This is a genomic window from Lentzea sp. CA-135723, from assembly GCF_050936595.1.
Taxonomy (GTDB): Bacteria; Actinomycetota; Actinomycetes; order Mycobacteriales; family Pseudonocardiaceae; genus Lentzea.
In genome coordinates this window covers 6,844,701-6,865,264 of sequence record NZ_JBNJMK010000001.1, presented here as the reverse complement: position 1 = coordinate 6,865,264, position 20,564 = coordinate 6,844,701, and the positions used below count along the sequence as shown (strand labels likewise).

The following is a 20,564-nucleotide window of genomic DNA, read 5'->3' as shown; positions in this document are numbered from 1 at the left end:
GAGAGTGCAGAACCTCCGCGTGGGTTACCTGCCCCTGGCGTTGTCACCCAGCAGCCGCAGGATCTCCCGCGCCAGCAGGTCGTTCTGCCGGAACGCCGGCGCGTTCGTGTGCGGGCGCGCGAACGCCGCGTAGGACTTGCCGGTGGTGAAGGGCCCGACCGCGAACCTCGTCGGGTGCTCCTCGCCGCGTTCGGTGATCAGCCTGCCGGTCGCCGACACCCGCACCAGCCCGGCGGCGTCCTCGGACACCTCACCGGCCGCCCGCAACGATCGCAGCACCGGGTCGACCGTGCGGCCCAGCGTGTGCGACGGCAGCCGGGCCTCGATCAACCCGTTGGCGCGCACCACGTCCGGCGTCGTCGCGCTGCCCGCCACGAACCCGCCCTCCACCGCCTCCACCCACATGTCCGCACCGAGGAACCGCACGACTCCGGCGCGGGACAACGCGAGCAGCTCCTCCAGCCGGTCCGGCGGCGGGCCGGAGGCGAGGTAGCTGAAGTAGCCGTGCCACCAGCCGTCGAAGGGCATGAGGTCCGCGACCTGGCCGTAGACCGACAGCAGGGCCAGGAACGCCCCCAGATCGGCGCTGTGCCGCGGATCCGACCGCCGGGCCACGTCCGCCACGACGTAGGCCCGCAGGTAGTCCTGGAACTCCTCGGCCGAGGAGAACGTCACGCCGTCCAGCGGCCGGTCGAGGCGTTCGAAGTCGACGCGGTCGGCGGGATCGGGCACCGCGAACAGTTCCAGCGCCCGCATCCCGTCGCTGTACCAGGGCAGTGCGGCGAACTCGTCGGCGAACTCCGCGAACGGCATCCGCACCGCGTCGGGGTGGCCGGTGAACAGCTCGTGGTAGTGCCCCCACGCGATCTCCTTGGCCATCAACGGCCACACGTCGGCGCGGAAGTCGAGCGCCGGTCCCCGCACCTCGTCGGCGACGAAGAAGCGCGGCAGCTTCGGCCTCGTTCCCTGCAACCGGTAGCCGGTCTTCGAGTGGTACGGCACGCCCCGCCGCGATCCCACGTACAGCGTGGGTTCCGCGCCGGACGGCACGTACGCGAGCCCGTCCGGACCCTGCTCGAACCGGCCGCCGCGTCCCTCGGTCAGCAGCACCATGAGGTCGATGAACGCGAGCCCGAACCCGCGCAGCACGACGTCCCCGGTCACCGCCGAGAGGTCCGCGTCGGCCGAGTAGAGCGGCGGCACGTACACGAGTCCGTGCTCCACCGCGTGTTCGGCGAGCTTGCGGTGCTCGGGCTCCAGCTCGGCGTCGAGATGTCCCAGTGCCAGCAACAAAACGTCGGCGTGCAGACAATCTCCGTTGTCGAGCAATACCTCCTGACCGTCCACGTGCACCGCCGACGCCTGATGCACGGTGACCGAGATGTTCGGAGGCAGAGATTTCCTTGCGTGGTCGAAGAACCACGACAGGTAGGCGCTCTGCACCTGCCGCGACGGGAACGCCGCCGGGTCGACGTCCGTCCACTCGGCGAGCGACGGACCAGGCCGGACAGGGCCGACGCCGTCGAACGACGAGTCGGTGAAGACGGTGACGTCCTCGGCCATGGAGTTCATGCGCAGCAACGGGGACTGCGCGTGCCGCCACACCCGCCCGGCGCCCGGCGGGTGCGGGTCGACGACGTGCACGGCCGCCGGCAGCGTCGGCGACTGGGCGGCGATGCGTTCGAGCAGGCCGGCGGCACGAGGGCCACCGCCGATGACGACGAGTGAGCGCATGCGCGTCTTTCCGTTGAAGGGCAACGAGAACTAGCCGCGCCCCTCAACGCGAACACCACCACGTTACCCCGCGCGTGCAAGCAAATCCCGCTCTGTGGACGTCGTTGCCACCGACCCCGGGCGAGGTGTGCACTCGAAAGCGCGCCCCTCAAACGCGCCCTGCTCCCACTACCACCTCTGGGGAATCGGTCATGCCAGTTGAGTTTCTCGGAATCGCCGCCACGGACGACGGATCGGAAATCTCACCGCGGACGTCCAGCGGCGCCTTCGACAAGGACTTCACGATCAGGCTCGCCAGGGCCCACGAGGAGCACGGCTGGGACCGCGTGCTGTTCGCCTACGGTTCCGGCGCGCCGGAACCCGCCGCCGCGGCGGCGTACCTCGCGAGCAAGCTCGACAAGCTGCAGATCCTGTTGGCGCACCGGCCGAACGTGTCGTACCCGACGTTCGCCGCCAAGACGTTCGCGACGCTCGACCACATCAGCGACGGCCGGCTGACCGTGCACTTCATCACCGGCGGCACCGACCACGAGCAGCAACGCGAAGGCGACTACCTCACCAAGGATGAGCGCTACAGCCGCACCCGCGAGTACATCCAGATCGTCAAGAAGGTGTGGCTCAACCACGAGGCCTTCGACCACGAAGGCGAGCACTACAGGTTCGCGGACTTCGTCAGCGACGTCTTCCCCGTGCAGCAACCGCGTCCGGGCATCTCGTTCGGCGGGTCGTCCCCCGCGGCGTACGCGGCGGGTGGCGCGGAGGCGGACATCTTCTGCCTGTGGGGTGAGCCGCTCGCCGACACCGCGCAGCAGATCGAGTCGGTGAAGCAGGCGGCGAAGGAGGCGGGCCGCGACGACGTGCCGCGCATCCAGGTCGCGTTCCGGCCGATCATCGCGCCGACCGAGGAACTGGCGTGGGAGAAGGCACATCGCACGGTCGACCTGATCCAGGAGCGGAAGGTGCCCGGCGCGCTGAGCCGCGGCCGGTCGCTCACCAAGCCGGAGAACGCCGGTTCGCAACGACTACTGGCTGTCGCGGAACGCGGTGAGCTGTTCGATCGTGCGTTGTGGACGCCGACCGCGAAGGTGTCCGGCGGCAACGGCAACTCGACCGCTCTGGTCGGCACGCCGGAGACGGTCGCGCAGGCATTGCTGGACTACTACGACCTCGGCGTGGAGATCTTCTCCGCACGCGGTTACGACCTGCTGAACGACACGATCGACTTCGGCCGGTACGTGATTCCCATCGTGCGCGAGGAAATCGCGAAGCGGGACAGGGCCAAGGCCGCGTGACAACTCTCGAAGTGCGCCGCGTCCGGCAGTCGGATCCGGTCGCGGCGCCATTGGTCGCCGAGCTCACGTACGAATACTCGACCCGCTACGGGCCGAGCGGCGCGCAGGAGATGCTTCGGCCCGCGGACGTGTTCGAACCGCCGAACGGGCAGTTCCTGCTGCTCCTGGAGGCGGGCCAGGCCGTCGCGGGCGGCGCGTTCATGCGCTACGACGACGAGACGGCCGAGATGAAGCGGATCTGGACGCATTCCGGGCATCGCCGGCGTGGATTGGCGCGCCGGGTGCTCCTGGAACTGGAGGCAGAAGCGCGAACGTTTGGATACAGCCGGATCTACCTCACGACCGGGCCGCGTCAACCGGAGGCGAAAGGACTCTACCTGGCGACCGGCTACACACCGTTGTTCGACGTTGAGACAGACCCCCTCACAATTGGTCCGCTCGCCTTCAGCAAGGTGATTCATTAGTTCCATCGAGTGAATTCGTGGCCGAACTGCTGATTCCCGACCGGGATTCGAGGTTCGGTTGGACAGGTGCTGAGTGATCAGTAAGCTTGTCTGTTGGGCCCACACCCGGTGGTGGTGCCGACCGGGTTGTCACCCGTTCGACCGAATCCGTCGGGCAGTGGGCTGAGCAGGCGTATCGATTGGCGTCCGACGATCGATCAGCAGATCACCCCGGTCCCCACGAATGGCCACCGAAGCTGAATGAACATGGTCGACAGCCGCGAGCCGGCCGTTGCATGGGCAGCGGCGATCTCCAACACCCTCGTCGCGAACCTGACGCGCGACAAGCTCGTGCAACTGCTGGGCGGGTACGTCGAGCAGTTGCTGGGTGCTGGGGTGAACGAGGCGCGGCTCGTCGGCCGGTCGATGGTCGAGCACCACTTCATCTCCTCCGCGACGCTGGAGGCCTCGCTCGCGCACCTCGGTGAGCACACGGCGGTCACGCCGGCCCAGCTGGCCGCGCTCGCCGCCGGGTACGCCGAGGGCCTGCGCGACCGCACGCTCGACCAGCAGGAGCTCAGCCGCACCGCCGCGATCACCGCGATGCGCAGGGCCGAGAGCGCGGTCAGGGCGAGCGAGGCGAAGTTCCGGGCGATCTTCGAGAGCTCGGCGTTCGGCATCGTCGTGAGCGACCTCAAGGGCGAGATCATCGACGTGAACGAGGCGTTGCTCGCGATGCTCGACCACAAGCACGAGGACGTCCGCGAGATGAGCGGCCGCGACCTCGTGCACCCGGACGACCGCGCGGGGCTGCGCGAGCTGACCATTCGGCTGATCGCGTCCGAGCACGACAACGTCAGGGTCGAGAAGCGGATGGTCCGCAGCGACGGCGAGACGATCCAGACGCACATGGCGATCTCCGTGGTGCGCGAGGACGACGGCACCCCGCCGTACCTCGTCACCATGATCGAGAACATGAGCGAGATGCGGGCGTTGCAGACGCAGCTCGTCCGGCAGAGCCTCAACGACGTGCAGACGGGCCTGCCGAACCGCGCGCAGTTCCTCGGCTGGCTGGAGGGCGCGGTCGGTTCGAAGGGCCCGGAGACGCTCGCGCTCGTGCAGGTCGACATCGACGGGTTCCGCGGCGTGAACGACGCGTTCGGGCACGAGGCGGGCAACCGGGTGCTGATGCACGTCGCCACGCACCTGAGATCCGTGTTCACCGAGGAGATCGCGAAGGTCGCGCGGATCGGCGAGGACGAGTTCGCCGTGCTGGTGCGGGATCCACAGGACGTGCGCAGCGTCGTGGCCCTGGTCGAGGAGTTCACGGCGCTGCTGGAGGAACCGATCTGGATCGGCCCGCACGGCGTCGGCGTGACGACCAGCATCGGCGTCGTGGCACGGGCGGCGCGCGGCGGTGACGCGACGGACCTGCTGCGCGCGGCGGACGTGACGGTCGGCTGGGCCAAGCGCGACGGCAAGGCGCAGTGGGCGTTGTACGACCGCGAACGGGACGTGCACGACAAGGAGCGGTACGCGCTGGCGGCCTCGATCCCCGGTGCGTTGGAGGAAGGCCAGTTCCGCGTCGACTACCTGCCGCTCTACTCGCTCGCGGACGGCTCGGTGCTCGCGCTGGAGGCCAAGATCGCCTGGGAGCACCCGGACCGCGGGGTGCTGTGCCCCGACGCGTTCCTCGACCAGTCGTCGAACAACGGCATGATCGTCCGCCTGGTGAGCTGGGCGCTGGAGGAGGCGTGCCGGCACGCCGGCGACTGGCACCTCGCGCTGGGTGACCGGATGCCCGCGCTGTCGATCGACCTGCCACCCCGGCTGTGCCAGGAACCCGAGCTCGTCGCCGAGGTCGCCCGCGTGCTCGACCGCACCGGCCTGCCGCCGGCGTTGCTGCGCTTCGAACTGCACGAGCACCTGCCCGCGTTGCTGAACGACGAGCAGCTGGACGAGCTGACCATCCTCGCCGAACGCGGCATCGGCCTCGTGCTGGACCAGGTGAACGGCGGCAACGTGGGCGTCGACCGGCTGCGGCAGCTGCCGTTGTCCGGCGTGAAGTTCACCGGTGCCGTCGTGCACGGGCTGGACGACGGCGCGAACCGGCTGGAGTCGAGCGCCGCGGAGGCGTTGCTGGGGTGGGCGTCGATCCTGCGGCTGCCGCTCTACGCGGACGACGTGCGGACCGACGCCGAGGCCGCGCGGCTGGCGGCGCTGGGCGTGACGGGTGGGCAGGGGCCGCACTTCGGGCCGCCGCTGCGCGCCTCAGAGGTCTCCTCCCTGCTTCTCAGCTAGTTCTTATCAGGGTTTTCCAGGGTTTCGGCACAGGTTGCTCACAAGGTCGGGGTCCATCGTTGGAGCCATGACCGAGCAGAGCTTCCCCGCGATGAGCGGGTCACTGGTGGAACCGCAGCCCGTCGCCGCGCCGAAGTTCTGGCGGCGGACGGCCCCGATGCTGACGGCCGCGGCACTCGTCGCCGGCCTGTTCGGCGGCGTCACCGGAGCGGTGATCGCCTCCCCGGACACCCCCGCCGCCTCGTCCTCCGTCTCCGCGCAGACGATCTCCAACACGTCCACACAGGACTGGAGCACCGTCGCCTCTAGCGTCCTGCCCTCCGTGGTGCAGGTGAACGTCGGCAACGGCCTCGGCTCCGGCGTGATCCTCTCCGCCGACGGCAAGATCCTCACCAACAACCACGTGATCGCCGCGGCCGGCGGCCAGATCACGGTGAAGTTCAACGACGGCCGCGAACTCCCGGCCACCGTCGTGAACGCCGACGCCACCTCCGACCTCGCCGTGCTGCAGGTGTCCGGCGCCTCGGGCCTCACCCCGATCAAGTGGGCGGACTCCGACTCGGTGAAGGTGGGTGACGCGGTGATGGCCATCGGCTCGCCGTCGGGCCTGCAGGGCACCGTGACGACCGGCATCGTGTCGGCGCTGGACCGCAAGGTGACCGTGCCGGGCGAGACCCGCCGCTCGCAGCCCGTGTCGTACCAGGCGATCCAGACCGACGCGTCGATCAACCCCGGCAACTCCGGTGGTGCGCTGGTGAACGCGGCCGGTGAGCTGGTCGGCATCAACTCGGCGATCTACTCGCCGGCGTCGAGCAGCGGGGAGGCGGGCAGCGTCGGGATCGGGTTCGCCATCCCGTCCAACACGGCCAAGCAGATCGTGGGCCAGCTGAGCTAGGTGGTCCAGAGGGCCGAGATCGGCAGACAGGTCATGCCGTCGCCGAAGCTGAAGGACTCGGGTCCGGTGTACAGAACGAACCCCGCCTGAAACCTGTCACCCAATCGTCGTTGCAACAAGCGCAGGCCGCGGAAGTCGTCACCCCTGACGGTTTCCGCGGCCTTGACCTCGATCCCGATCACTCGTCCCCTGTTGTCCTCCAGCACCGCGTCGACCTCGTACTGGTCGCGATCGCGGTAGTGGTGCAAGGTGGCGAGCGTTTCCGACCACGTCAGCTGACGTGCCAGTTCACCGAGCACGAAGTTCTCCAGCAGCGCCCCCTCGCCTGCTCCCAGGTGCGCCGCGATCCCGGAGTCGACGAAGAACACCTTGGGGGTCGCCAAGGCCCGCGTCGTCAAGTTGGCCGACCAAGCCGGCACCGTGCGCACCAAGTAGATCGTCTCGAGGATCTCCACATATCGCCGCACTGTCGGTGCGCTCAGTTCGAGATCACCGGACAGCCGGTTGAAACTCAGCAGACCGCTGGTCTGCGCCGCCAGCAGCGACATGAGAGTGCGCATGTCACCCGCTCGTTCGATGTCGGCCACCTGCTTCACGTCACGCGTGATCAGATCAGCGAGGTAGTCGTTGAAGAACCGGGCGCGCCGCCGTGGACTGTCCCGTCGCAAGGCTTCTGGATATCCACCCCTGGCAGCACGCGCCAGGTAGTCCTTCTTGCGCAGTTCGCCGACTTCGGCCCTGAGATCAGCACCCCTGTCGAAGACCGCGTCGACGAAGCCATCAGGTGCGCCGTCGATCTCACCTTGGGAGAACGGCCACAGTTCGATCGTCTCCGAACGCCCAGGAAGGGCATCCGGCAGGCTGCGCAGTGCCAGCAGCCGGGCCGAACCTGTCAGCAGGAACTGACCCGGCCGCTGGTCGCGGTCTACCTCGTACTTGATCTGGAGCCAGAGGTCCGGCACCCGCTGGACTTCATCGATCAGCATCAACCCGTCGTGCCGGACGAACGCGGACGGGTCTGACTCGGCAGCCGCTCGAGTGACGCCGTCGTCCAGCAGACGTGCCACGCCTCCGCGCTCTCGGAGCACTCTGTCCGCCAGCGTGCTCTTGCCCACTTGACGCGCGCCGTTCACCACGACGACACGGGTGTCCGACATTGCCTCGGTCACCCGTTCCGTCGCACGTCGTGGCCTGTAGTCGATGCCTTCTCGCACTCCTGCATCATACCGCTGACTTTAGATCTGCCGATCCGTCGGCTTTACATCTGCCGAAGATTACACTTTAGCTTTGCCGAAGATCAGGAGAGCCAGTCCGGGCGCAACGGCATGTGCGACGTCGTCCCGTCCAGCTTCACCCCGAGCACCTGGTGCAGCTGGATGTTGTTGCGGTCGAACCCGAGCCGCGACGCCGCGAGGTACAGCCGCCACACCCGTGCCCGTGCCTCACCCACCTCGCGAACGGCCTCGTCCCAGTGCTCCTCGAGGTTGCGGCCCCACGCGGCGAGCGTCAGGGCGTAGTGCTCGCGGATGTTCTCCTCGTGCCGCACCTCGAACCCGGTGTCGTGCATCAGCGACACCAGGTGTCCCGGGCCGACGAGCTCGCCGTCCGGGAACACGTAGCGGTTGATGAACGGGCCCGACAGGGCCTTCTGCTTGTTGTCCGGCCTGGTGATGCAGTGGTTGAGCAGGCGGCCGCCCGGCTTGAGCTTGCGGTACAGCGCCGAGAAGTACGCCGGCAGCTTGGCCTTGCCGATGTGCTCGGTGAGGCCGATGGACGACACGGCGTCGAAGCCCGTCTCGCGGACGTCGCGGTAGTCGAGGTGCCGCACCTCGGCCAGGTCCGAGAGGCCGGCGTCGACGATCGCCTTCTGCGCCCACTCCGCCTGGTTGCGCGACAGCGTCACGCCGATGGCGCGCACGCCGTACTCGCGGGCCGCGTGCATGACCATGCCGCCCCAGCCGCAGCCGACGTCGAGCAGCTTCATGCCCGAACGAAGCCCCAGCTTGCGGGCCACCAGGTCGTGCTTGGCGAACTGGGCGTCCTCCAAAGTGGACTCCGCGGTCGGGTAGACCGCGCAGGTGTAGGCCATCGACGGGCCGAGGACCCACTCGTAGAACTGGTTCGAGACGTCGTAGTGGTGGGCGATGGCCTGCGAGTCGCGGGCCTTCGAGTGCCGCAGGCCGTGCAGGCGGGTCTCCTGCGGCGGCGGGGCCACCTTGTGCGACAGGCGGACGCCGCCGAGGAACCGGACGAGCTCCAGGCGTTGCAGCACCGGGAGGTGGCGCAACGAGAAGTCGGAGAGTTGGGCGAGACCCGCGTGCACGTCGCCGAGGATCTCCAGGTGGCCCGTGACGTAGGCGCGGGCGAGGCCGAGCTCACCTGGCGCGGAAGCCAGGTAGGACAGGGCTTCCGGTGTTTTGATGTCGATGGACACCGGTGCCGCGGAAGGTCCCGCGGTGGTGCCGTCGTAGGCCTGGAAGCGGACGTCGCCGCCACCGGTGATGCGCTGGAAAACGGAGGCCAACCGCATTCATCGTCCCCTGACACACTTGGCGTACAGATCAGGCAGGCGGTTCGTCTGGTCGTACCGGGCCTTCACGGACCGGTAGTGCGAACCGTTGTAGTGCCGCCAGAACTCGTCCTCGGTGTAGTAGGAGTCCGAGTACAGCGACTTGTGGCCACCCAGCCGCGCCACCTCGCGCTCGATCAGCCGGTTGCGGTCACCCATCTTCTCCCCCGGGCGAACCGGGACCTCCGACCAGAACCCGACGTTCACGTACAACGTGTCCGCGTCCATCGGGTAGAGCGGCCAGCCCGTGGTGTCGCGCAGCCGCACCGGGCAGAGCCACACCGGCGCGATGCCGATCTCGCGGTCGAAGAAGTCGAGGAAGTCGGCGAGTCCACCGACCGGGATCTCCACGTCCTGGATCACCGGTTCGACGTCCACGCGCGGCCTGAGCTGCCGGTGCTTGGCCACCAGCTTGCGGTACACGTCCGAACGCAGGTACCGCTTCGGCCACATGCGACGGACGACGGGGTTCTGCGCGCCGAACGCCCTGGAGCACCAGAACCAGTCGGTGTCCCAGCGCCACAGGTAGTCGTGGATCGTCAGGTGGTCGGTGCGGCGCTTCTGGATCGACCGGTAGTAGATCTGGTTGCCGGTGTAGTCGGACGTGTACGGCGCGATGTCGGCGTAGTGCCCGAGCGTCAGGTACATCTCACCCCGTGAGAAGACCGTGCCGTCGACGAAGTCCGCCGAGCCGTCCTCGCAGACCTCCTGGATGACGGCGGTGAGCTCCTCGAACGACCCGAACGGCACGTGCCGCAGCCGCACGTGGTTGCGCACCGGTTCGAGCTCGATCTCCAGCCGCAGCGCGTATCCGAGCGTTCCGTAGGAGTTGGGGAACGCGCGGAACAGGTCGTCGTCCGGCTTGGAGACGACGATCTCGCCGTCGCCGGTGAGGATCTCCAGCTCCCGCACGGACTCGTGCGGCAACCCGTTGCGGAAGGACGTGGACTCGATGCCCAGCCCCGCTACCGCACCGCCGATGGTGATGGTTTTGAGCTGCGGCACCACCAACGGCATCAGACCGTGGGGAAGTGTCGCGGCGACGAGGTTCTCGTAGGTGGTCATGCCCTGCACCTGTGCGGTGCGTCCGACCGGGTCCACGGACAGGACCTGGTCGAACCTGCCGACGTCGAGTCCGCCGGCCTGATCGGCCCGGAACCGGAAGAGGTTCGACGTCTTCTTCGCGAGCCGCACCGGCGCACCTTCGCGCATCGCGGCGTACTGCGCGCTCAGCGCAGCCACGGCCGAGCTGTGCCCATGGTCACTCACGACTGCGACGTTATTCCTCGTCAGCGCCGTTGGCACGCCCAAAAGCCCGAATGGGCCAGCGATCTTCCCTCGCGGACTGTCCGAAGTTACTTGCGAGTAGTAACGTGCGAGGCATGGCAACGCACGAGGTGACCAACCAGGTTCCGCCGCTGAGCGGTCACGACGTCGCGGACGATCCTGCCCTGCTCAGCTGGGTCGACGACGCCGAACTGCACTCGTTGGGGAAGCTCGCCGGCAGCCACGAGTGGCAGGAGCACGGCAGGCTCGCGAACACCCACCCGCCGGTGCTGCACACCCACGACCGGTTCGGGAACCGGATCGACGAGGTCGAGTTTCACCCGGCGTGGCACGAACTGATGAACGTCGCCGTTACGCACGGTTTGCACGCCTATGTCGACGGTGGGCATTTGGAGCGTGCGGCCAGGTTCTACGTGTGGTCCCAGGTCGAGGCCGGCCACGGTTGCCCGATTTCGATGACTTACGCGTCGGTGCCCGCTTTGCGCGTGGCGCCGGAACTGGCCGGAAGTCACGAACCCCTTCTCACAGCGCGGAACTACGACTTCGGCCTGCGCGCGCCGCTGTCGAAGCAGGGCCTGATCGCGGGCATGTCGATGACCGAGAAGCAGGGCGGTTCGGACGTCCGCGCGAACACCACGACGGCCCGGCCGGTCGCGGACGGCTACGTGCTGACCGGGCACAAGTGGTTCACGTCGGCGCCGATGTCGGACGTGTTCCTGACGCTCGCGCAGGCACCCGGCGGTCTCACCTGCTTCCTCGTGCCGCGGGTGCTCCCGGACGGCACGCGCAACCGGTTCTTCCTGCAGCGCCTGAAGGACAAGCTGGGCAACAAGTCCAACGCCTCCGCCGAGATCGAGTACGACGAGGCGTTCGCGCACCGGATCGGCGACGAGGGCCGCGGCGTGCGCACGATCATCGAGATGGTCAACATGACGAGGCTCGACTGCGTGCTCGGCACGGCGGCGGGCATGCGGCTGGGGCTGCGGCAGGCCGCGCACCACGCGGCGCACCGCAAGGCGTTCGGCAGCTACCTGATCGACCAGCCGGCCATGCGCAACGTGCTGGCGGACCTCGCGATCGAGTCGGAGGCGGCGACCACCACGGCGATGTGGCTGGCGTCGAACCGGCCGCGGCTCGGGCTCGCGATCATCAAGTACTGGGTGTGCAAGCGCGGGCCGGTGCACGCCGCGGAGGCGTTGGAGTGCCTGGGCGGCAACGGGTACATCGAGGACAGCGGGATGCCGCGGCTGTTCCGCGAGTCACCGCTGATGTCGATCTGGGAGGGCTCCGGCAACGTCGCGGCGCTGGACGTGCTGCGGGCCATGCAGAAGGAACCCGAGTCGGTGCAGGAGTTCCTGGCCGAGGTCACCGGGGTGGACCGGCGGATCGACAGGGCGTTGAACGAGCTCGGCACCGCCTTGTCCGATGTGGACCAGTCGCAGGCGCGGCGCGTGGTGGAGAAGATGGCGTTGATCCTGCAGGGCGCGTTGCTGGTGAAGCACGGGCATCCGGCGGTGGCGGACGCGTTCCTGTCCTCGCGGCTCGGCGGGGACTGGGGAGTCGCCTTCGGGACGCTCCCCAGGTCCACCGACTTCGCCTCGATCATCGACCGCGCGGTGCCGAAGCTCTGACCACCGTCCCGCGAAAACCGTTGGTGGACCGGCTTGGTCCGCTGATGTACTGATGCGCCACCGCGGGTCTGTCGCGTGACGGAGGTAGCAGCAGTGACGGGTTACGGCGAGCTCGCCGAGGTGTACGAGTGGCTCATCTCCGATGCGAAGCTGACTCCGGCCGAGTTCGCCGCGTCGTTCGGCGACGTCCTCGGTCTCCTGCCGCCCGGCACCGACGTCCTCGACTGCTCGTGCGGAACCGGGCAGCTGGCGGTCGGCCTCGCCTGTCTTGGTGCGCGGGTCGTCGCGACCGACGCCAGCGAAGCGATGGTTCGCCGGACCGCGGAGTTGTCCGAGGAGTTCGGGACGTCTGTCCGGACGGTGCGGGCGGACTGGGAGGAGCTGCCCGGCCACTTCGACGACGCCACCTTCGACGTGGTGTTCTGCGTCGGCAACTCGTTGCACCACGCCGCGGGCGCCAGAGGCAGGGTTGCCGCTCTGGAGTCGATGGCACGGCTGCTGCGCCGCGGCGGGCGCCTGGTGCTCACCTCCCGCACGTGGGAGCTCGTGAGGGCCAGGGGTTCCCGGCTGGACATCACCGACCGGCTCGTCCGCCGGAACGGCCGTGATGCCGTCGTGGTCTACCGCTGGGAGATCGCCCCGCTCTGGGAGCAGGAGCACCACATCGAGATCGCGGTCGCGCAGGTCGACGCGACCGGGCCGGTTCTCGTCCGCTCGGAACTGCTGTCGTGCTGGCCCTACCGGCACGACGAGCTCGAAGCCGAGTTGCACCAGGTCGGACTTCGGACGGACACGAGCACGTTCAACCCCGAGGCCGAGAACTACACGGTGGTGGCGAGCAAGGTGTAGCCGGCTCAGGCCGGGCAGCCGTTCGGCAGCCTGGGCGTGTCCGGGCCGTAGAGGTCGCCGGTCAGGAACACGCACGTCGGCTGCTGCTCGTAGTCGTGCAGGTCGGTGACCTCCAGGATGGTGAAGTTGCGCGCCTCCCCCACCCGTGACTTCTTGAAGTCCGTCCGCCCGGTCGCCCCGTAGAACTCCAGCTCCCGGAACTCCGCCCCGACCGCCCCTCGGTGCGGCGTGCTGCTGGCCCGCCGCGAAGACGCACGCGTCACGGCGTCGAGGAACAGCCCGGCCGCGTCGTAGGCGACGCCCATGTGCTCGCCCGGCCACGGCTTGACCGGCCGGTCCTCGGCGGGCAGCGGCGACTCCTGGATCTCCTGGGCCAGCTTGGAGTAGCCCGCGCAGAACGCGTCCAGCGGCAGACCGCCGCGGGCGCGCGGGTCCGGTTTGCCCGCCACGCAGGCCTTGCCCGCCAGCACGATCAGCCCGGCCATGCTCACGTACGACACCCGCATGCCGGCCAGCGAGTCCTGCACGCGGCTGGCCTTCTGCGCGATGAACCGGATGATCGCGTCGTCGGCGAGGATGCGCGGCAACCGGTTCTTGTCGTAGCAGTCCTTGCCGACCGCGCGCAGGAACTCGCCGAAGTCCTCCTCGCGGCCCGCGAAGAACACCAGCTCGGAGGAGTGGTCCTCGACGCACTGCGACGACACCTCCTGCGGGCTGACGTTCCACTCGTCCGCCTGGAACTTCACCTGCGCCCGCGCGAGCTCGCCGCCCAGCAGGCCGACCAGGTCGGTGAGGTAGACGTCGTCCTGGCCGAGCTTCGGGTGGTGGATCGTCACCTTGGTGGCGCCGACGTGCTGGGCGTAGCGGCGCACGAGGTCCGCCTGCCGCGCGTTGCCGGGGATGAGCTGGAAGTAGGTGGCCGAGAGGTCCGGCAGCGACGCCTCGGTGAGGGTGGTGCCGATGGTCGGCACGCCGAGCGACCCGAGCGAGGCGATGACCTCCTGGGTCTGCTTGACGCTGCGGTCGAGACCGATCACGCCGATGATGCTGGGATCCCTGTCCAGCAACGGGGCGACCATGTCGCGCAGCACGTCGTGGGCGCGCTTCATCATGCCGCCGCCGTTGGCGACCACGATGCGCAGCAACGGCCCGCTGCTCGACCTGTCGTTCTGCTGCCGTTGCTTGAGCAGCATGCCTTCGAGCTCCTCGGCGCGCGAGTGGTCGGCGTCCGGGTTGCTGTCCTTGTGGGTGAGGCTCGAGAAGTAGAGCAACGAGACGAGCGGGCGCGCGGGATTGGTGCCGTGCAGCCGTTCCGCCTCCTCGTTCTGCGTGAACACGGCCTGCTGGGTCCACCTCAGCCGTTCGTTCGCGCCGAAGACCTGGCCGCTGTTGTCGCTGTAGCCCAGGCATTCGACGTTGCCGTCGACGTCCATCAGCCGGGTCGACACCCCCGGTGAGGTCGCGGAGCCGACGATCGAGCAGTTCAGCTCGAAGTGGTTCCGCACGGTCACGAACCCCGGCACGAGCAGCACCAGGACGATCACCGCGATGATCGCCTCCAGCCTGCGCGACTTGGCGAGCCAGCGCGGCGCGGCGGCCTGGAACGCCGGCGCGCCCTTCCACTTCTTCTTGTCCGGGCTGGGGAACGGCAGCTTGATCATCAGGTAGCGGGCGTCCGGGGCGAGCATCTGCCGTTTGCGCGGCAGCTCCTCCCGCCACGTCGCGAGCGCGTCCGCCGTCTCGTCCGGCGCGACCGGCGTGGTAGCGAGGCGTTGCGAGAGCGCGGGTTGCACCGAGCTGGCCGCGATCACCAGCAGCGGGTCGATCTCGCCGGTCTCGTTGCGGACGTCGTTGATCAGCTCCAGCAGCTCCCAGCCGCCGTTGTCCTCCGTCACGCCGTCGAGCAGCACGGGGATGTACGCGGTGCGCCGCCAGCCGGCCCGCCGCGGCAGGATCCGCGGCCGCCGCCGGTACGCGATCCGCAGGTCCTCCAGGAACGCGTGCACGAGCAGCAGCTTGATCTGCTCCTCGTTCTCCGACTCGCGCCTGCCCAGCGTGAGGCGTTCGGCGAACCCGAGGAACTCGATGGAGTGGTTGGGCAGCGCGAAGTTCTGCCGCATGAACCACTTCGACTCGCGGGAGAGGCCCGGCACCCGCTTGGCGAGCCACCGGAAGCCGACCTTGCTGCCGACCCACGCGACGAGCCCGAGCCCCAGCCGCGTCACCAGGCCGGGGATGAACGCGTCGACGGCCCGGTTGACCTCCTCGCCGCCCTGCGCGGTCTTCCCGGTCCACTGCCGCAGCAGCTCGATCACGCTCGCCCGGTCGTCGCGGCCGGGTTTGCGCGGCAGCCGCTTGCTGGTGAGCCAGTCGACCAGGCGGTAGTGGTCGAACCGCGTGAGCCTTTCCGAGCCGACGTGGACCTCGCCCAGCCGGTCGCTCAGCACGTGCAGCAACGGCAGCAACGGCGGTGTCTCGCGCGTCTCCGGCGGCCAGCGCTTGGCGACTTCCGCCGCCACCGAGGACAGGTCGACGTAGGCGTGCGGAATTGCCGGCCGGCCTTCGTCGAGCCGGTGTTCGAGAGCGCGCAGGAATGCCGTCGGACTGGCTTCGCTCTCCAGGTAGAGCAGCGGTAGCGGCTGGTCGCCGACCACTTCCTCGGTCTTGCTCCGGTAGAAGAAACCCGGCCGGTCGCACAGACCGCGAATGACTTCGAGCAATACCTGCGAACCGGGAAAAACGGGCTCTGTCCGGCTGTCCGTCATCTGCACCCTCACACTCGTGCGGAAGGCAGACGACGCTAGCCGGACAGACCGTTCGGGACCGGTGGATTCGAACTATTTTAGATGGAATGGACTAGCAACCCGTCCCGGCTCGATTCCGGGCCGCCCCCGCTAGAAACCGAGCTCGCGGGCGATCAGCATCTTCTGCACCTCGGAGGTGCCCTCGCCGATCTCCAGGATCTTGGCGTCGCGGTAGAACCGGCCGACCGGGTACTCGTTCATGAAGCCGTAGCCGCCGAAGATCTGCGTGGCGTCACGGGCGTTGTCCATCGCGGCCTCGGACGAGACGAGCTTCGCGATGGCCGCCTGCTTCTTGAACGGCTCGCCGCGCAGCATCCGGGACGCGGCCTCGTAGTAGGCGAGACGCGCGGTGTGCACGCGGGCCTCCATCTCGGCCAGCTTGAACTGGATCGCCTGGTACGTGCCGATCTTGTTGCCGAACGTCTCGCGCTCGTGGGCGTAGCGGACCGACTCGTCCACGCAGCCCTGGGCGAGACCGACCGACAGCGCGGCGATGGCGACGCGGCCCTCGTCGAGCGTGCGCAGGAACTGGGCGAAGCCGCGGCCACGTTCGCCGAGCAGGTTCGCGGCGGGCACCCGGCAGTCCTGAAAGGACAGTTCGCGGGTGTCGGAGGCGGACCAGCCGACCTTGGAGTACTTCTTCGACACCGTGAAGCCCGGGGTGCCGGACGGGACGATGATCGAGGAGATCTCCTTGCGGCCGTCCGGGAGGGTGCCCGTGACGGCGGCGACGGTGACGAGGCCGGTGATGTCCGTGCCGGAGTTCGTGATGAACGCCTTGGTGCCGTTGATGACCCACTCGTCGCCGTCGAGGCGCGCGGTGGTCGCCAACGCCCCGGCGTCGGAACCGGAGCCGGGCTCGGTGAGGCCGAACGCGCCGAGCTTCTCCCCGGACGTCAGGGAAGGCAGCCACTCGGCCTTCTGCGCGTCGGTGCCGTAGCGGTAGATCGGCATGGCGCCCAGCGAGGTCGCCGCCTCGACCGTGATCGCGACCGACGAGTCGACGCGCGCGAGCTCCTCCAGGGTGAGACACAGGGCGAAGTAGTCGCCGCCCATGCCGCCGTGCTCCTCGGGGAACGGCAGGCCGAGCAGGCCCATCTGCCCCATCTTCGCGACGATCTCGTACGGGAACTCGCAGCGCTCGTAGAAGTCGCCGATGACCGGCGCCACCTCGTCGCGCGCGAACTCCTCGACGGTCTTGCGCAGGTCCTCGTACTCGCTCGGGAGCCTGAAGTCCAACATCACTGTCACTCCTCGTGAGAGACGACGAGGGCCAGCACCTGGTCGAGTCTGACCTGCTGGCCTGCTTGCACGTGCACTTCGGCGAGCACGCCGTCGACCGGTGCGGTCACGGTGTGCTCCATCTTCATGGCCTCGACCACGAACAACGCTTGACCGGCGGTCACCTCGTCGCCCTGCCGCGCTCGAACCACGAGCACGGTGCCGGGCATCGGGGACTTCACCGGGCCGCCGGACGCCTGCGCGCCCTCGGCGGCACCGACCAGGAACTCGGCCTCGACCAACGCCCAGGAAGCGCCGTCGTGGCCGAGCCACAGCACGTCACCTTCGCGGGCCATCGCGTACCGGCGGGAGCCGACGAGCAGGTCGGCGCCTTCACGGCGTGCGCGCGCACGAACCGGTTCTCCAGCGCCCACAACGACTTCCTCGCCGCGCACGCGCACGTCGACGTCGTTGATCCGCCAGGTCGTCCAGGCGTGCTCGCCGACGCGCCAGCCGCCGGGCTGGTCCCACGGGTCGTCGCCGTGCGGCTGCAGCGAGCGCTCCAGGCCGGCCGCGACGTACACCTCGTCGGGGATCTCGGCCGACGTCAGCGCGTCCAGCTTCCGTTCGACCAGACCGGTGTCGAGCGCGCCCGCACGAACGTCCGGATCACGCAGGAGTGCGCGCAGGAACGGGATGTTCGTCGTGACGCCGAGCAGCACCATCTTGCCGAGCGCGTGGTCGAGCTTGCGGAGCGCCTCTTCGCGGGTGCGGCCGTGCGCGATCACCTTGGCGAGCATCGGGTCGTAGTCCGAACCGACGACGAGTCCCTCGTACAGACCGGAGTCCACGCGGACGTCGGCCGGTTCACTCAACGCCAGCACGCGACCGCCGGTCGGCAGGAACCCGCGGGCAGGGTCCTCGGCGTAGACGCGCGCCTCGACCGAATGTCCTCGCAGCTCAACGGTCAGGTCGAGCTCCTCGCCCGACGCGACCCGGAGCTGCCACTCGACCAGGTCGACGCCCGTGACCATCTCGGTCACCGGGTGCTCGACCTGCAGCCGGGTGTTCATCTCCATGAAGAAGTAGTCACCGGACGCACCGTCCACGATGAACTCGACGGTGCCCGCGCCGACGTAGCCGACGGACTTCGCCGCGTCGACTGCCGCCGAGCCCATCGCCTCGCGCATCTCGGGCGTGAGGAACGGCGACGGTGCCTCTTCGATGATCTTCTGGTGCCGCCGCTGGAGGCTGCACTCGCGCTCACCGAGGTGGATCACGGTGCCGTGCGCGTCGCCCAGGACCTGGATCTCGATGTGGCGCGGGTTCGTGATGAACCGCTCGATCAGCAGCGTGTCGTCGCCGAACGAGCCGCGCGCCTCCCGTCGTGCGGACTCGATCGCCTCGCGCAGCGCCGACTCCTCGTGCACCAGGCGCATGCCCTTGCCGCCACCACCGGCGGAAGGCTTGAGCAGCACGGGAAAGCCGATCTCCAGCGCGGCGTCGGCGATCTCGTCGTCGGACATGTTCTCGCGCGTGCGGCCGGGCACCACCGGGACGCCCGCCGCCGACACGGTCAGTTTCGCGCGGATCTTGTCGCCCATGGCGTCGATCGCCGACGCGGGCGGTCCGACGAACACGATCCCGGCATCGTCACAAGCGGCGGCGAACGCCGTGTTCTCGGCCAGGAAGCCGTAGCCGGGGTGGATCGCCTGCGCGCCGGTGGAAACGGCGGCCTGGACGATCTTCTCGATGGACAGGTAGCTCTCGCGGGCGGCGGCCGGGCCGATCCGCACGGCCTCGTCCGCGAGCTTGACGTGCAACGCCTCGGCGTCCGCGTCGGAGTACACGGCGACGGAACGGATCCCGAGCGACCGCAGCGCGCGGATCACCCTGACCGCGATCTCCCCGCGGTTCGCCACCAGAACGCTGTCGAACATGATCACATCCGGAAGACGCCGTAGGAAACATCGTCGATGGGGGCGTTGGCCGCACTGGACAACGCGAGGCCGAGCACCGTGCGGGTGTCGCGCGGGTCGATCACGCCGTCGTCCCACAGCCGCGCGGTCGAGTAGTACGGGTTGCCCTGGTCCTCGTACTGCTGGCGGATCGGCGCCTTGAACGCCTCTTCGTCCTCTGTGGACCAGTCGTCGCCGAGCTGGTCGCGGCGGACCGTCGCCAGCACGGACGCGGCCTGCTCGCCGCCCATCACGGAGATGCGCGCGTTGGGCCACATCCACAGGAACCGCGGCGAGTACGCCCGGCCGCACATCGAGTAGTTTCCGGCGCCGAAGCTGCCGCCGATGATCACGGTGAACTTCGGGACACGCGCGCACGCCACCGCCGTCACCATCTTGGCGCCGTGCTTGGCGATGCCGCCCGCCTCGTACTCGCGGCCGACCATGAAGCCGGTGATGTTCTGCAGGAACACCAGCGGGATGGAGCGCTTGTCGCACAGCTGGATGAAGTGCGCGCCCTTCACCGCCGACTCGCCGAACAGGATGCCGTTGTTCGCGACGATGCCGACCGGGTGGCCGTGGATGCGCGCGAAACCGGTGACGAGCGTCTGCCCGTACTCCTTCTTGAACTCCTGGAACTTCGAGCCGTCGACGACCCGCGCGATCACCTCGCGCACGTCGTACGGCGTCCGGGAATCCGTTGGCACGACACCGTAGAGATCGTCCGTGACGGCCGGCGCCTCGGTCTTCGTGACGTCCCACGGCCGTTGCACGCGCGGGCCGAGCGTCGAGATGATCGAGCGGACCATCCGCAGCGCGTGCGCGTCGTTCTCGGCCAGGTGGTCGGTGACGCCGGACGTGCGCGAGTGGAGGTCGCCGCCGCCGAGGTCCTCCGCGCTGACGACCTCGCCGGTCGCGGCCTTCACCAGCGGCGGGCCGCCGAGGAAGATCGTGCCCTGGTTGCGGACGATGATCGCCTCGTCGGACATCGCCGGCACGTACGCGCCACCGGCGGTGCACGAGCCGAGCACGGCGGCGATCTGCGGGATGCCCTTCGCGGACATCGTGGCCTGGTTGTAGAAGATGCGGCCGAAGTGCTCGCGGTCGGGGAACACGTCGTCCTGCTTCGGCAGGAACGCGCCACCGGAGTCGACGAGGTAGATGCACGGAAGGTTGTTCTGCAGCGCCACTTCCTGCGCGCGCAGGTGCTTCTTGACCGTGACGGGGTAGTAGGTGCCGCCCTTGACCGTGGCGTCGTTCGCGACGATCACACACTCACGGCCGGACACCCGTCCGACGCCCGTGATGATGCCCGCGGCCGGGGCCTCGTCGCCGTACATGCCGTTGGCGGCCAATGGCGACAGTTCGAGGAACGGCGAACCGGGGTCGACCAGCGTGTCGACGCGGTCGCGCGGCAGCAGCTTGCCGCGGTCGACGTGCCGCTGGCGTGCCTTCTCGGAACCGCCTCGCGCGGCGGCGGCGAGTTTGCCGCGCAGCTCGTCGACGAGCGCGGTGTGCTCCTTGGCGTAGCGGTCCGACGGCTCGGCGGCGCTGCGCAGGACAGGTGCGTCCATGCTCCC

Annotated in this window: 14 protein-coding genes; 6 read left to right on the top strand and 8 right to left on the bottom strand. The window is 68.9% G+C overall.

Annotation, left to right across the window (positions count from 1 at the left end; translation table 11 throughout):
• Window positions 1-24 precede the first annotated feature (24 nt).
• Entirely contained in the window at window positions 25-1,734 is a 1,710-nt protein-coding gene (locus ACQEU1_RS32180) for an FAD/NAD(P)-binding protein (protein WP_433209830.1), read from the bottom strand.
• 191 nt (window positions 1,735-1,925) lie between these two features.
• On the opposite strand from ACQEU1_RS32180, the gene ACQEU1_RS32175 reads away from it, so the two are divergent.
• From ACQEU1_RS32175 to ACQEU1_RS32160, 4 genes are all read left to right on the top strand, one after another.
• The gene (locus ACQEU1_RS32175; RefSeq protein ID WP_433209828.1) at window positions 1,926-3,026 is read left to right on the top strand and encodes an LLM class flavin-dependent oxidoreductase; all 1,101 of its coding nucleotides are present in this window, start codon (window positions 1,926-1,928) and stop codon (window positions 3,024-3,026) included.
• Between the two features lie 11 nt (window positions 3,027-3,037).
• The gene (locus ACQEU1_RS32170) at window positions 3,038-3,490 is read left to right on the top strand and encodes a GNAT family N-acetyltransferase (protein WP_433209826.1); all 453 of its coding nucleotides are present in this window, start codon (window positions 3,038-3,040) and stop codon (window positions 3,488-3,490) included.
• A gap of 246 nt (window positions 3,491-3,736) precedes the next feature.
• The gene (locus ACQEU1_RS32165; protein ID WP_433209824.1) at window positions 3,737-5,770 is read left to right on the top strand and encodes a putative bifunctional diguanylate cyclase/phosphodiesterase; all 2,034 of its coding nucleotides are present in this window, start codon (window positions 3,737-3,739) and stop codon (window positions 5,768-5,770) included.
• 67 nt (window positions 5,771-5,837) lie between these two features.
• Complete coding sequence (locus tag ACQEU1_RS32160) at window positions 5,838-6,665, top strand: S1C family serine protease (RefSeq protein WP_433209822.1); 828 nt, start codon at window positions 5,838-5,840, stop codon at window positions 6,663-6,665.
• Here ACQEU1_RS32160 and ACQEU1_RS32155 read toward each other — a convergent pair.
• From ACQEU1_RS32155 to ACQEU1_RS32145, 3 genes are all read right to left on the bottom strand, one after another.
• Window positions 6,662-7,822, bottom strand: coding sequence for an ATP-binding protein (locus tag ACQEU1_RS32155; protein WP_433209820.1), 1,161 nt, complete (start codon window positions 7,820-7,822; stop codon window positions 6,662-6,664). The genes ACQEU1_RS32160 and ACQEU1_RS32155 overlap by 4 nt on opposite strands.
• A gap of 140 nt (window positions 7,823-7,962) precedes the next feature.
• A complete protein-coding gene (locus ACQEU1_RS32150; RefSeq protein ID WP_433209818.1) occupies window positions 7,963-9,195 on the bottom strand; it encodes a class I SAM-dependent methyltransferase in 1,233 nt (410 codons plus the stop codon).
• Window positions 9,196-10,446, bottom strand: coding sequence for an FAD-binding oxidoreductase (locus tag ACQEU1_RS32145; RefSeq protein ID WP_433211909.1), 1,251 nt, complete (start codon window positions 10,444-10,446; stop codon window positions 9,196-9,198).
• A 170-nt stretch (window positions 10,447-10,616) separates the two neighbouring features.
• On the opposite strand from ACQEU1_RS32145, the gene ACQEU1_RS32140 reads away from it, so the two are divergent.
• Window positions 10,617-12,152, top strand: a complete 1,536-nt coding sequence (locus ACQEU1_RS32140) for an acyl-CoA dehydrogenase family protein (RefSeq protein WP_433209816.1) — start codon at window positions 10,617-10,619, stop codon at window positions 12,150-12,152.
• A 93-nt stretch (window positions 12,153-12,245) separates the two neighbouring features.
• Window positions 12,246-13,001 carry a class I SAM-dependent methyltransferase gene (locus ACQEU1_RS32135; protein WP_433209814.1) on the top strand — a complete coding sequence of 252 codons (756 nt, stop codon included), beginning with the start codon at window positions 12,246-12,248 and terminating at the stop codon, window positions 12,999-13,001.
• 5 nt (window positions 13,002-13,006) lie between these two features.
• On the opposite strand, the gene ACQEU1_RS32130 is transcribed toward ACQEU1_RS32135, so the two are convergent.
• From ACQEU1_RS32130 to ACQEU1_RS32115, 4 genes are all read right to left on the bottom strand, one after another.
• Window positions 13,007-15,721, bottom strand: coding sequence for an ABC transporter substrate-binding protein (locus ACQEU1_RS32130; protein WP_433209812.1), 2,715 nt, complete (start codon window positions 15,719-15,721; stop codon window positions 13,007-13,009).
• A 174-nt stretch (window positions 15,722-15,895) separates the two neighbouring features.
• The gene (locus tag ACQEU1_RS32125) at window positions 15,896-17,047 is read right to left on the bottom strand and encodes an acyl-CoA dehydrogenase family protein (protein ID WP_285643725.1); all 1,152 of its coding nucleotides are present in this window, start codon (window positions 17,045-17,047) and stop codon (window positions 15,896-15,898) included.
• Between the two features lie 5 nt (window positions 17,048-17,052).
• Window positions 17,053-18,966, bottom strand: a complete 1,914-nt coding sequence (locus ACQEU1_RS32120) for an acetyl/propionyl/methylcrotonyl-CoA carboxylase subunit alpha (RefSeq protein ID WP_433209809.1) — start codon at window positions 18,964-18,966, stop codon at window positions 17,053-17,055.
• Window positions 18,967-18,968: 2 nt separating this feature from the next.
• Window positions 18,969-20,558, bottom strand: a complete 1,590-nt coding sequence (locus tag ACQEU1_RS32115) for a carboxyl transferase domain-containing protein (RefSeq protein WP_433209807.1) — start codon at window positions 20,556-20,558, stop codon at window positions 18,969-18,971.
• Window positions 20,559-20,564: the final 6 nt, after the last annotated feature.